The sequence below is a fragment of the Halomonas sp. TH-94 genome (genome assembly GCF_057473365.1).
Genome location: NZ_JBYCKL010000119.1, coordinates 23,254 through 36,044, shown reverse-complemented (window position 1 = coordinate 36,044; position 12,791 = coordinate 23,254). Strand labels below are relative to the sequence as shown.

At 63.5% G+C, this 12,791-nt stretch carries 12 protein-coding genes; 3 read left to right on the top strand and 9 right to left on the bottom strand.

Annotated features, from left to right (window positions below):
* Nucleotides 1-82: 82 nt before the first annotated feature.
* The 5 genes from AC2VNO_RS19695 to AC2VNO_RS19675 all read right to left on the bottom strand — a co-directional run bounded on the left by AC2VNO_RS19695 (nt 83) and on the right by AC2VNO_RS19675 (nt 6,132).
* Nucleotides 83-1,894, bottom strand: a complete 1,812-nt coding sequence (locus tag AC2VNO_RS19695; protein ID WP_486935720.1) for an acyl-CoA dehydrogenase C-terminal domain-containing protein — start codon at nt 1,892-1,894, stop codon at nt 83-85.
* 414 nt (nt 1,895-2,308) lie between these two features.
* On the bottom strand, nt 2,309-2,761 hold the full coding sequence (locus AC2VNO_RS19690; protein WP_228580054.1) for a MarR family winged helix-turn-helix transcriptional regulator: 453 nt from the start codon (nt 2,759-2,761) through the stop codon (nt 2,309-2,311).
* An 89-nt stretch (nt 2,762-2,850) separates the two neighbouring features.
* Nucleotides 2,851-3,618: an SDR family NAD(P)-dependent oxidoreductase gene (locus tag AC2VNO_RS19685; protein WP_486935719.1), complete on the bottom strand. Its 768-nt coding sequence runs from the start codon at nt 3,616-3,618 to the stop codon at nt 2,851-2,853.
* A gap of 60 nt (nt 3,619-3,678) precedes the next feature.
* Nucleotides 3,679-5,349 carry an AMP-binding protein gene (locus tag AC2VNO_RS19680; RefSeq protein WP_486935718.1) on the bottom strand — a complete coding sequence of 557 codons (1,671 nt, stop codon included), beginning with the start codon at nt 5,347-5,349 and terminating at the stop codon, nt 3,679-3,681.
* 177 nt (nt 5,350-5,526) lie between these two features.
* On the bottom strand, nt 5,527-6,132 hold the full coding sequence (locus AC2VNO_RS19675; RefSeq protein WP_486935717.1) for a TetR/AcrR family transcriptional regulator: 606 nt from the start codon (nt 6,130-6,132) through the stop codon (nt 5,527-5,529).
* A gap of 180 nt (nt 6,133-6,312) precedes the next feature.
* Here AC2VNO_RS19675 and AC2VNO_RS19670 point away from each other — a divergent pair, with 180 nt between their 5' ends.
* Nucleotides 6,313-7,500, top strand: coding sequence for an acetyl-CoA C-acyltransferase (locus tag AC2VNO_RS19670; protein WP_486935716.1), 1,188 nt, complete (start codon nt 6,313-6,315; stop codon nt 7,498-7,500).
* A gap of 64 nt (nt 7,501-7,564) precedes the next feature.
* Here the strand turns inward: AC2VNO_RS19670 and AC2VNO_RS19665 are convergent, their stop codons facing one another.
* Together AC2VNO_RS19665 and AC2VNO_RS19660 are read right to left on the bottom strand one after the other, a co-directional pair.
* Nucleotides 7,565-8,368, bottom strand: a complete 804-nt coding sequence (locus AC2VNO_RS19665) for an ABC transporter permease (protein WP_486935715.1) — start codon at nt 8,366-8,368, stop codon at nt 7,565-7,567.
* On the bottom strand, nt 8,365-8,976 hold the full coding sequence (locus tag AC2VNO_RS19660; RefSeq protein WP_486935714.1) for an ABC transporter ATP-binding protein: 612 nt from the start codon (nt 8,974-8,976) through the stop codon (nt 8,365-8,367). The genes AC2VNO_RS19665 and AC2VNO_RS19660 overlap by 4 nt, the downstream gene beginning before the upstream one ends.
* Before the next feature lie 170 nt (nt 8,977-9,146).
* Between AC2VNO_RS19660 and arsB the strand changes: the two genes are divergently transcribed.
* Together arsB and AC2VNO_RS19650 are read left to right on the top strand one after the other, a co-directional pair.
* Nucleotides 9,147-10,232, top strand: a complete 1,086-nt coding sequence (gene arsB, locus AC2VNO_RS19655) for an ACR3 family arsenite efflux transporter (protein ID WP_486935713.1) — start codon at nt 9,147-9,149, stop codon at nt 10,230-10,232.
* A gap of 77 nt (nt 10,233-10,309) precedes the next feature.
* Nucleotides 10,310-11,515, top strand: a complete 1,206-nt coding sequence (locus AC2VNO_RS19650) for an MFS transporter (RefSeq protein ID WP_486935712.1) — start codon at nt 10,310-10,312, stop codon at nt 11,513-11,515.
* Nucleotides 11,516-11,550: 35 nt separating this feature from the next.
* Here AC2VNO_RS19650 and AC2VNO_RS19645 read toward each other — a convergent pair whose 3' ends face one another.
* Nucleotides 11,551-11,904, bottom strand: coding sequence for a metalloregulator ArsR/SmtB family transcription factor (locus AC2VNO_RS19645; RefSeq protein ID WP_486935711.1), 354 nt, complete (start codon nt 11,902-11,904; stop codon nt 11,551-11,553).
* Between the two features lie 88 nt (nt 11,905-11,992).
* Nucleotides 11,993-12,775 carry a phosphate ABC transporter ATP-binding protein PstB gene (gene pstB, locus AC2VNO_RS19640; RefSeq protein WP_486935710.1) on the bottom strand — a complete coding sequence of 261 codons (783 nt, stop codon included), beginning with the start codon at nt 12,773-12,775 and terminating at the stop codon, nt 11,993-11,995.
* Nucleotides 12,776-12,791 lie beyond the last annotated feature (16 nt).

Genomic DNA, 12,791 nt, shown 5'->3' with positions numbered 1-12,791 from the left:
ACCAGACAAAAAAAAGCGGCGGGCAAAGCCCGCCGCAAACCACCGATCAGTCGCACTGACCGAGAGAGATGCCTGGTAGTGATCAGATTTCGAAGCCGAGGCCGAATTCTTCCGGCGACAGCGCCATCAGCGGCTCGGCACCCGCCTGGATCATGCGAGCATGGGCCAGGGTACGCGGCAGCAGGCGCTGGAAGTAGAATCGCGCGGTGTTGACCTTGGCCTGGTAGAAGGCCGCTTCGCCGCTGCCTGATGCCAGAGCCTGCTGAGCCTGCTTGGCGGCCTTGGCGAAAAGGTAGCCCAGGGTCACGTAGCCGGAGTACATCAGGTAGTCGACGCTGGCCGCACCCACTTCCTCACGGTCGTTCATCGCCTTCATGCCAATACCCATGGTCAGCTCGCCCCACTCGGCATTGAGCTTGGCCAGCGGCTTGACGAACTCGGCCATTTCACCGTTTTCCTCTTCGCTCTTGCAGAACTTGTGGATCTCCTTGGTGAAGACCTTGAGGCTCTCGCCTTGGCTCATCAGCACCTTGCGACCCAGCAAGTCGAGGGCCTGGATACCGGTAGTGCCTTCGTAGAGGCGCGTGATACGGGCATCGCGCACCAGCTGCTCCATGCCCCACTCCTGGATGAAGCCGTGACCGCCGAACACCTGCACGCCCTCATTGGTAGCTTCGAAGCCGACCTCGGTGAGGAACGCCTTGACGATAGGCGTGAGAAGGCTCAGCAGGGTCTCGGCACGCTCACGCTCGGCAGCGTCCTGGCCATGCTCGACGATATCGAGCATCTGGGCAGTGTAGAGCACCAGCATCCGGCCGCCTTCGGCAAAGGCTTTCTGGGTCAGCAACATGCGCCGTACATCAGGATGCACGATGATCGGGTCGGCGGGCTTCTCGGGCGCCTGGGGGCCGGAGAGCGCCCGCATCTGCAGACGGTCACGCGCATAGGCCAGAGCGTTCTGGAAGCTAGCCTCGGCCAGACCCAGGCCCTGAATGCCCACACCCAGACGCGCGGCGTTCATCATGGTGAACATGCAGGCCAAGCCCTTGTTGGGCGGCCCGACGAGATAGCCACGAGCGGCATCGAAGTTCATGACGCAGGTAGCGTTACCGTGAATGCCCATCTTGTGCTCGAGGGAGCCGCAGGTCACACCATTGCGCTCGCCGGGGTTGCCCTCGGCGTCGGGCAGGAACTTGGGCACCACGAACAGCGAAATACCCTTGGAGCCTTCAGGTGCGTCCGGCAGTTTGGCCAGCACCAGATGCACGATGTTCTCGGCCAGGTCGTGCTCACCGGCGGAGATGAATATCTTGGTGCCGGTGATGTCGTAGCCGCCATCGGCAGTGGGCACTGCACGAGTCTTGATCAGACCCAGATCGGTACCGCAGTGCGGCTCGGTGAGGCACATGGTGCCGGTCCACACGCCCTCGACCAGCTTGGTGAGGTAAGTGGCCTGCTGCTCCTCGGTGCCATGATGGCGCAGGGCATCGGCGGCGCCATGGGAAAGGCCCGGATACATGCCCCACGCCAGGTTGGTGGCGCAGATCATCTCGGAAAGCACCATGGCCAGCGAGTGGGGCAAGCCCTGACCGCCATGGGCGGGGTCCGCCGCCAGGCTGGGCCAGCCGCCTTCGACATACTGCTGATAGGCTTCCTTGAAGCCCTTGGGCGCCTTCACTTCGCCACCCTCCAGCAGACAACCTTCCTGATCACCGCTCTGGTTCAGAGGCAACAGCACCTCGCGTGTAAAGCGAGCGCCCTCTTCGAGAATGGCGGCCACTACGTCCGGCGTCGCCTCTTCACCGCCCGGCAAACGGGCATAGTGGCCGGGATAGTCCAGCATTTCGTCCATCACGAAACGAAGGTCGCGCAGGGGGGCCTGATAATCGGGCATCTCTACTCTCCACAGAAGGTCGCCGCTAAGCTCTGAGGGTCACCGCTTACGGTCGCCTGAAGTCGATAATATGCAAGCGGCAATGACCGCTTTCAAACATGTGTTTGAAACTAGCTCGCATGCGAGGCTGAGTCAAGCGCTCGTTTTAATGATCTTGCATCTTTATGCTTCGGGGAGGAAACATGCGGCCACCCCTTGCCAGTCATTGCACCCCGAGAGAGACGTCTTGGCCTCCGGCCTCGCGCCCACAGCCAAAGCTGGAATCGAACAACAAGGCGATAATAAATATATATCAATGGCTTGCAGACTAAAAAAAGCCCGCCACCAACAATCGCACCACAAAGAAGGACGATAGAATATGGTGCACCAGCAAAACAGCGGACCACTATGTGGCTGGCGCTGTCAGGGGCGCTGTCAGGGCATCGCCTCCTGGAGCCTGTCTCGCAGCGCCTCCAGGCGTCCCTTCAGCTCGGCCAGCTCCTCGTGGGGCTGACCACTGGCCATGATCACACAGTCGGGAATCTCCCGGGCCTGTTCATGTAGCGCCCTGCCCCGTTCGGTGAGAAAGAGTTCGACCACCCGCTCATCGCGGCGGCTGCGCACCCGCTGGAGTAGCCCATCGGCCTCGAGGCGTTTGAACACGGGAGTCAGCGAACCGGTATCGGTCATCAGGCGACGGCTTATCGCCCCGGCACTCTGGCCATCCGCCTGCCATAGAGTCAAAAGTACCAGATATTGCGGGTAGGTAAGGCCAAGCCCCTTGAGCAGGGGCTTGTAGAACTTGGTCATCAACAGCGACGTGGAATACAGCGTGAAACAGAGCTGACTGTCGAGCCCGAGGTCGGAGCCGATCTCCTGGCTGGCCATGGCGGACGCTCCCTATGCTTGTCGTGCATCTCGTAGTGCGCCCTACGCTAGCGTGCCTGCCAGTGCCTGCCAAGTGCGGCTGCCAACGCTCACTGCATGCGTATGCCGCCGTCCAGGCGGATGACCTCGCCGTTCAGCATCGGATTCGTGATGATTTGCTCGGCCAGACGGGCGAACTCGTCGGGCAGGCCCAAACGTTTGGGAAAGGGCACCGAGGCGGCCAGCGCCTTGGCCGCTTCGTCGGGAATCTCGCTCATCATCGGCGTCTGGAACACTCCCGGCGCTATCCCCATCACGCGGATGCCGTGCCGCGACAGCTCTCGTGCCGCCGGCAAGCTCATCCCCACCACCCCCGCCTTGGAGGCACTGTAGGCACACTGGCCCACCTGGCCGTCGAAGGCGGCGATGGAAGCGGTGTTGACGATCACTCCCCGTTCACCGTCGTCCCCAGGGGCATTCTTCGCCATGGCCGCGGCTGCCAGGCGCATGACGTTGAAGGTGCCGACCAGGTTGATCTGCACGGTGCGTGCGTAGGCGTCCAGATCGGCCGGATTGCCTTCACGGTCTACCAGCTTGGCCACGCTTACCACGCCGGCACAGTGCACCACGCCGCTCAGTCCACTTTCACCGCCCAGCGCAACGGCAGCGTCGACCGCCGCCTGCATATCCGCAGCCGAAGTGACGTCGCCGCGTACCGCGCGTGCGCCGATGCCCAGCTTTTCGGCATGGGCCTCGACGGCGTCGCTGAGGTCACACAGCACAACCCGGCCGCCGCCTGCCACCAGGCGCTCGGCGGTGGCCGCCCCCAGGCCGGAGGCGGCGCCGGTAATCAAAAAGGTACGGTCCTTCACTTGCATATCGAATTCCTGAGTTCAAAGGGCTATGGCTGCTTGACGTGTTTCAAGTCCCGGTAGCTGTCATTGCGCAGCGCCGGTTTCGGCCTTTTCGGCGGCATCGGCGCGCAGCTTGAAGCGTTGGATCTTGCCACTGGGTGTCTTGGGCAGGGTATCGACGAACTCGATCACCCGGGGAAAGGCATGGGTGGAGAGACGCTCGCGCACCCGCTGACGAATCTCGTCGGCCAGATCGTCGCTCGCCTCGAAGCCTTCCCGCAGCACGACATAGGACTTGATGATCTCGCCGCGAATCTCGTCGGGCTGCCCTACCGCGGCGGATTCCGCTACTGCCGGATGTGTCATGACGGTATTTTCCACGTCGGTGGGCCCTACGCGATAGCCAGCGGTGGTGATGATGTCGTCGTCGCGTCCGGCAAACTGGAAGGTGCCGTCTTCATTGCGAATCACCACGTCACCGGTGAGATAGTAGCCATTGGCGAAGGGGTGCTTTTCCTGCCAGGTGTAGCCTTGGAAGAAGTGCGCCGGTGAACGCTCGATGTCCACGGCAAGCACGCCCGGTTCGCCCGGCGGCAACTCATTGTACTCGGCATCGAGAATCGCCAGTCGGTAGCCCGGCATGGGCACGCCCATTGCGCCGACATGCTTGGGGTGGCCCAGCGCATGATGGTTGCAACAGGTCATGCCGGTTTCGGTCTGGCCGTAGTGATCCATGACCGGACAGCCCAGGGAGCGCTCGACCCAGGAGACCACCTCGGTATTGAGGGGCTCGCCGGCGGAGCTGGCCACGCGCAGCTCGAGCTTTTCATGAGCATCGTCGAACAGCCCCGACGCCTTCATCAGCCGGTAGGCGGTGGGAGCTGCGGCAAAGTTGGTGATGCGATGACGCTGCATGAACTCGAGCGCTCCTTCGGCGCTGAAGCCCGCCTCGCAGAAATGCGTGGTCACGCCCAGCAGCAGCGGTCCGGCGATGGCGTAGTAGAGCCCGTAGGCCCAGCCCGGGTCGGCCATGTTCCAGAAGCGGTCGCTCTCGCGCAGGTCGATGGCCAGCTCCATGTAGAGCGCGAACGCCGGCATGCCGGAGAGCGGTACCGCCACCCCCTTGGGCTTGCCCACGGTACCGGAAGTGAACATCTGCAGGAACGGCGCCTCGGGGGAGAGCCGTGGCGGATTGGTCTCGATGGGCGTATGGCCCAGCGCTTCGTCCCAGTCGAGATCGTCGGCGTGGCCATCGCTCGCTCCACCCACGGCGAGCACCGGCGGACACTGTGAGAGCCCGTCGAACTTGAAGCGGTTGGCATGGTCGGTGATCACCAGCCTGGTATCGGCGCGGCCCAAGCGATAGTCGACGGCATCGGGACCGAAGGCAGTAAACAGCGGTTGATAGACCGCGCCGATCCGCCAGGTGGCCAGCACCGCGACCATCAGTTCAGGCGAGCGTGGCAACATGCAGGCGATACGGTCGCCCACGCCCAGCCCCCGTTCGACAAACCAGCCGGCGAGACGGGCGCTCTCGGCTTCGAGCTCGGCATAGGTGCGGCGATTGACCTTGCCCTGAGCATGCTCATGGATCAGCGCCAGAACTTCACCGCGACCCGCGCGCAGATGTCGCCCACAGCAGGATTCAAAAGCGTTGAACTTGCCGTCGTCATGATCATCGAGACGAGTAATGACATCGCTGACGGAGAAACGCTCCAGGTAGGTGGAATATTCAGGAAGCTGTTGCGTGCTCATTGGCTGCCCTCTTGTACGAGATTGTGCTTGTTGTTGAAAGGCCGGATCGCGGTCATGACAGTCCGTTGGGATCTATTCTGCTTAGATGCAGTTGACGTAAGCGTCAACCTAGCAAGCGCTAGGTACAAGCTAGAAGCAAAGTCAGGGCGGAGCAACCCCTCGTACGAGGGGCAAGGGCTAGACCTTGGTCGACTGCCCAGGCGGGGTGCGGGTTGAAGAGGTGATCATCGCGACCAATTCGTGTGCCAGGTCCTCAGGCTTGCGGGGGCCTTCTGGGTCATACCAGCGTACCGTCCAGTTCAACGCCCCCATCACGAAGCGCGAAACGAGGAAACGGTCACCGTGAATGAGGCCGTCAGCCAGCGCCTCGTCGATGACACGCTCCCACAACTCCTCATAAGCATCGCGCAGGTGGCTCAAGTGGTCCCGAGCCGCCGAGTCCAATCGCCGCCATTCGTATAGGGCCACCACGTGAGCGTTGCGATCTGTGAGCAAGGTTTCCAGGTGTGCTCTGGCCATGGCATGCAGCCTCTCGCTGGCCGAGTCGCCGCACTCTTCCAGCGCTTGGCGGGCCAGGGTCAAGGCATTCTGCGTACCTTCCTCGATGACGGCGGCAAGTATTTCCTGTTTGTCGCGAAAGTGATGAAACAGGCTGCCGGACTTGATGCCCATTTCCTGGGCCAGCATGCGTACCGTGGTGCGATCGAAACCTTCCTGGACGAACAATTGCGCGGCCAGACGGGTCAATTCCTTGCGGCGTGGGGACTCGTTAACGACATTCATCGGGTTTACACTAGCGCTTGCTTGGTTGATCTTGAGAAAACCACAGCGGCGCAGACAGGTCAACGCAATGGCGTCGACACAGTGCCGCGAGTACGCCGAAAAGACTCGACAGAGACGGCCGCACCGGTCGAGCCGGCTCTCGACAACGACAAACATCGTATGAATCAGGAGACCGCCACCATGAGCAGCCCTAACGACATCGTCTTTCTCTCCGCCGCACGTACGCCCATGGGCGGCATGCTGGGCAGCCTGGCAAGCCAGACCGCTCCGGAGCTTGCCGCCACGGCCATCCGCGCCGCCATCGCGCGCGCCGGTATCGAAGCCAGCGACATCGATGAAGGCATCATGGGCTGCGTGCTGCCGGGTGGCGTCAAGCAGGGCCCGGCCCGCCAGGCCATGCGCCAGGCCGGCATCCCCGACGGCATCGGAGCCACTACCATCAACAAGCTGTGCGGCTCGGGCATGAAAGCCGCCATGCTGGCCCATGACCTGATTCGCGCCGGCAGCGGCGAGGTGATACTGGCCGGCGGTATGGAGTCGATGTCCAACGCCCCGCACGTGCTGACCAAGGCGCGCACCGGCTATCGCCTGGGCCATGGCGAACTCAAGGACCACATGTTCCTCGACGGCCTGGAAGATGCCGAAACCGGCAAGCTGATGGGCGTGTTCGCTCAGGACATCGCCAGCGAGCGCGGCTACTCACGCGAGCGCCTCGACGACTTTGCCATCGCCTCGCTGGAGCGAGCCATGGAAGCCACCAATGCCGGCCACCTCAACGCCGAGATGGCGCCTGTGACCGTGACCAGCCGCCAAGGCGAGAGCGTGGTCGAGCACGACGAGCAGCCGTTCCAGGCCAAGCTCGACAAGATCCGCCAGTTGCGCCCCGCCTTCGCCAAGGACGGGACCATCACCGCAGCCAACTCCAGCTCGATTTCGGACGGTGCCTCGGCGCTGATCCTGGCCAGCCAGGCCGCCGCCGAGAGACTCGGCAGCAAGCCGCTGGCACGCATGCTGGGCCACAGCACCCACTCCCAGCACCCCAGCGAGTTCACCATCGCCCCGGTCGGTGCCATCGACAAGCTGATGAAGAAACTCGGCTGGAGCGTGGCCGACGTCGACCTGTTCGAAATCAACGAGGCTTTCGCCGTGGTCACGCTGCTGGCCATGGACGGGCTCGACATTCCGCATGACAAGGTCAATGTCTTCGGCGGCGCCTGTGCCCAAGGCCACCCCATCGGCTCCACCGGCTCGCGCATCATCGCCACCCTGATCCACGCCCTGCGTACCAAGGGCGGCAAGCGCGGCATCGCCAGCCTGTGCATCGGCGGCGGCGAAGCCACCGCAGTGGCCATCGAACTGGTGGATTAGAACCTGAGCGACCGATCGAGCCGTTGAACCAATGACGCCCGCTTCGACACCGAAGCGGGCGTCTTCATGTAGCGGGGGACGAGAGCCGGTCGAGGCGCAGTCGCTCGCGGGAATCGAACAGTCGACGACTGCCCGTCGAGACGGCCGCCAGCGTGCCGAAGCCGGTGCCCAGCGTGATCGCGAACATGATCAGGATCTGGTACTTCACCGCCAGGCCCGGCGCGGTGCCGGCGAGTATCTGGCCGGTCATCATGCCCGGCAGGCTGACCACCCCGGCGGCGGCCATGGCGTTGATCATCGGCATCAGCCCGCTGCGCATCGCCTCGCGGCGGATATCGCCTATCGCTTCCTGCCAGGGTTGCCCGAGCATCAGCCGATTCTCGATCACACCGCGCTGACGCCAGGCGGTATCTGTCAGCCGGTCCAATGCCAGGGCCACACCGGTCATGGTATTGCCCAGCAGCATGCCCAGCAGCGGGATGGCATACTGCGGCCGATACCAGGGCTCGGGGCCGATAATGACGGTCAAGGTGAGTACCGTAACGCTAAACGAAGAGAGGAACATCGACAGCGTACCGATGCCGAAGGCCCAGCCGCCCAACAGTCGACGCTTCTGCCGTGCCATCACCTCGCGCCCGGCGATCAGCAGCATAGCCAGTGCCATCAGCATTACCCACACCAGGCGCTCGGCGGCGAACAGCGCTTCCAGCACGAGGCCCACCAGCGCCAGCTGGATGACGGTTCGCAGTGCCGCTATCAATAGACTGCGACTCATGCCCAGCCGCATGACGGCGGTGCAACCGGCAAGCGCCACCACCATCAGCGCCGCCAGCGCCAGCTGCCACCAGGAGAGCTCGATAACGTTCATGAGGTTTTCCGCTCCACGAGCCGCCCGCCGGCAATCCGCCAGTGACGGCTTGCCACCCGCGCAATCTGCTCCAGATCGTGAGCCACCCACAGCGTCGGACAGCCGCGCGATTCAATCCGCGATGTCAGCCAACGTTCTACCCGGTCACGGGTCGCATCATCCAGATTGGCGGTTGGCTCATCAAGCAGCAGCACGCGGGGTTCGCGGCTGATCGCCCGCAACAGCCCCAGGCGCTGCTTCTCACCGGTGGATAGGCGGCTCACCTGCCATTCCAGAGCATCGCATTCGAACCCCAGCGCCGCCAGCTCGGCCTCTTCGAGGCTGTTGGGAAAATGCTCCCTCACCGTGTCTGACCACCAGTGGCTCTCCGCCGGCACCAGCATCACTTGGCGCCGCCAGGTGTGACCGGGTGTCTGCGACTGGGCCTGCTCGCCCAGCCAGACCTCGCCAGCATGGGGCTCGAGGTCGGCCACGGCGCGCAACAGCCGGCTCTTGCCCGAGCCGCTGGCGCCGGAGAGACAGCAGATCTCGCCGGGCTCGAGCTCGAGGCTGACCTCGGCCAGTTCACCGACGGCAACGTTGTCGAGTCGTAGGCGCTCGAGAGTCAAATGCGCTTCCCCCAGCAGTGGATAAAAGCGTTACAGTGGCGCCAACCTCTCAGCCTGGCAAGTCGAGGCGCCGTGCATTTGAGCATATATGGAATTCCATATATTATGGCTGCCATAGCCACCCGCGGGCTTGACCGGCGGCAGCCTATTCGCCCCATCGGGACATCGCAATGACTTCAGATCAGAGTGAGCAGACTCCGTCCCCCACCGAGGGAATGGGCCGCTTCGAGCGCTATCTCTCCGTATGGGTGGCCCTAGCCATCGTCGCCGGTGTACTGCTGGGCCAGTTCGCCCCGGCGGTGCCTGAAACGCTTTCGCGCTTCGAAGTCGCTCAGGTATCGATACCGGTGGCGATCCTGATCTGGGCGATGATCTTCCCGATGATGGCGCAGATCGACTTCGCCGCGGTATTGGGTGTGCGTCGCCAGCCCAAGGGGTTGATCATCACCACCACGGTGAACTGGCTGATCAAGCCCTTCACCATGTTCGCCATCGCCTGGTTCTTCCTGATGGTGCTGTTCCGCCCGCTGATTCCCGAGCCGCTGGCCCAGCAGTACCTGGCTGGCGCCATTCTGCTCGGCGCCGCCCCCTGCACCGCCATGGTTTTCGTATGGAGCTACCTGACCCGTGGCGACGCTGCCTATACCTTGGTGCAGGTGTCGCTCAACGACCTGATCATGCTGTTCGCCTTCGCCCCCATCGTGGTGCTGCTGCTCGGCATCTCCAACATACAGGTGCCTTGGGATACCGTGGCCCTCTCGGTCTTCCTCTATATCGTCATCCCGCTCGCTGCCGGCTACCTGACGCGGCGTACCCTGATCGCCCGCCGCGGCATCGAGTGGTATGAAAGCGTGTTCATGAAGCGGGTCGGGCCGATCACGCCCATCGGACTGATCATCACTCTGGTACTGCTGTTCGCCTTCCAGGGCGACGTCATACTCAACAACCCGCTGCACATCGTGCTGATCGCCATTCCGCTGATCATTCAGACGGTGCTGATCTTCTTCATTGCCTATGGCTGGGCAAAGGCCTGGAAGGTACCGCACAACGTGGCCGCCCCCGGCGCCATGATCGGCGCCAGCAACTTCTTCGAGCTGGCGGTGGCCGCCGCCATCGCGCTGTTCGGCTTGCAATCCGGCGCGGCGCTGGCCACCGTAGTGGGCGTGCTAGTGGAAGTGCCGCTGATGCTGGCGCTGGTACGCATCGCCAATAACACTCGCCACCATTTCCCGGCCCCCAGCGAGGCCAGAGGCTGAGCGTGGCCATTCTATAACGGAGCGACTAGCCGAAACTCGCGCTTGCCTTGTCGCCCTGCTGGGGCGACGATCCGGCAATGAACAAAAACTCCTTTTGGCAACGTCACCCCCTGGCCGTCATCGTGCTGGCCCAGCTGTGCGGCACGTCGCTGTGGTTTTCCGTCAATGGTGTTGGCCTGTCGCTAGCGCGCGATCTCGGTTTCACCGAGGTCGAACTCGGCCGACTGACGCTGGCCGTACAGGCGGGCTTCATCTGCGGCACCCTGTTCATCGCCACTACCGGCCTTGCCGACCGCTTTCGCGCCAGCCGTATCTTCGCCGCCTCCTGCCTGGCAGGCGCATTGGTCAACGCCGGTTTCGTGCTGGTGGCAGCGCAGTTCCCGCTGGCCGTGCTGCTGCGGTTCGCTACGGGATTGTGCCTAGCCGGCATCTATCCGCTGGGCATGAAGCTGGTGATCGGTTGGACGCCCAAGCACACCGGCGCGGCCCTGGCCTGGCTCGTCGGCATGCTGACCCTGGGCACCGCCATGCCGCATCTATTGCGCGGTGGCACCCTGGGAATGGCATGGGAGTGGCCGCTGCTGGGCGCCTCGCTGCTGGCCCTGGCGGGTGGGGCCATGGTCTGGTTGCTGGGTGACGGCCCTCACCTGCCCCCCTCCTCCGGCAAGGCACGGCTCACCGAGGGGCTTGCCGCCCTGAGCGAGAAGCGATTCCGGAGCGTGGCCGGTGGCTATTTCGGCCACTGCTGGGAGCTTTACGCCTTCTGGATGTTGACCCCTTTCCTCGTCTATCGGGAAATCGAACGACTGGGCGCTTCCACCGACCTGGTGGCCTGGCTCTCCTTCGGCATCATTGCACTGGGGTTGGCAGGCTGCGTCGGCGGCGGCCTGGTGAGCCGACACCTGGGCAGCCTATGGGTGGCCCGCTGGTCGCTCACGGCTTCAGGAGCGATCTGCCTGGCCTACCCGCTGCTGGCATGGGCGCCGCCGGGGATGCTGCTGGTTTTACTGGCCATGTGGGGGTTAACGGTCATTGCAGACTCACCGCAGTTCTCAGCGCTGGCCGCCGCGACGGCACCGCGTGAGCGTGTCGGCTCTACCCTGGCGGTGATGAACGCCGTGGGCTTCGCCCTGACCATTCCGGCCATTTCGCTGACGACGTCGCTTTGGGCCATGCAGGGAACCTGGGTGCTGTGGTGGCTGCTGCCGGGGCCGATTCTCGGTTTATGGGCGCTGCGTGGAGTGATCGCCTCGGCCGACCCCGCGCCGGCCAGACAGACGTGAAGGACGTAGCCGGTGGGCGCTGCCAGCACTATGGGTTAGCAGAGAGCGGCGCGACGCTCGGGTCGATTGCCCATGCACTGAAGGCGCTGCTGCAGCTTGACCAGGCGTCGCCCCTTCCCTTTCTCCGCCGCCGCCAGGATCTCGGCCACCCAGCCCGGCAGCTCATCGGAGATACGGTAGTAGACCCACTGGCCCTCGCGGCGGTCGTTGAGCAGCCCGCAGGTACGCAGCTGCGCCAGGTGCCGCGAAACCTTGGGCTGTGACTCCTCCAGGGCATGGGTCATTTCGCAGACGCACAGCTCCCCTTCCTCGCCAATCAGCAGGGTCAGCGTCAGGCGGGTCTCGTCGGCAAGACATTTGAAAAGTCGAACGGGATCCAGCTCGGGCACGAGACGTCTCCAGCGGCGCGATAGGGGTCCCCATTCTAACCAAGTGGCGACCCGAGCGTCAGCGATTGCCTCGAACCAGCGCCTCACCTTAGCCGAAACGACCGGTAATGTAGTCGTGGGTTCGCTGTTCGCGTGGGTTGGTGAAGATGTCGTCGGTATCGCCTACCTCGACCAGGTCGCCAAGGTGGAAGAAGGCCGTCTTGTGCGCCACCCGCGCCGCCTGCTGCATGTTGTGGGTCACCATGACGATGGTATAGCTCTCGCTCAACTCGTCGATGAGCTGCTCGATCTTGCCCGTGGCAATGGGGTCTAGGGCCGAGCAGGGCTCGTCCATCAAGATCACCTCAGGGCTCACAGCGATGGTGCGAGCGATGCACAGGCGCTGCTGCTGCCCGCCGGAAAGACTGGTACCGGGCTGGTCGAGTCGATCCTTCACCTCGTCCCACAGCCCGGCACGCCTCAGGCTGCTCTCGACGACGTCGTCGAGTTCGGCACGCCGCCTGGCCAGGCCGTGGAGGCGCGGGCCATAGGCAATGTTTTCATAGATCGACTTGGGGAAGGGATTGGGCTTCTGAAACACGATGCCGACCTGAGCACGCAGCAGCACCACATCCAGCGAGGGGTCGTAGATATCATTGCCGTCCAGGGTCACCTGGCCCTCGACACGGCTTCCTGCAATGGTGTCGTTCATGCGATTGAGACAGCGCAGGAAGGTCGACTTGCCGCAGCCCGACGGACCGATGAAAGCGACCACCTGGTGCTCCATGATATCGAGGTCGATACCATGCAGCGCTTCGTTCTCGCCATAGAAGACCTTCACGCCGCGAGCTCTCATCTTGACGCTTGCCGCTTGCGCAGTGCGCTTGTTCATGGCCGTTGGCACAGTC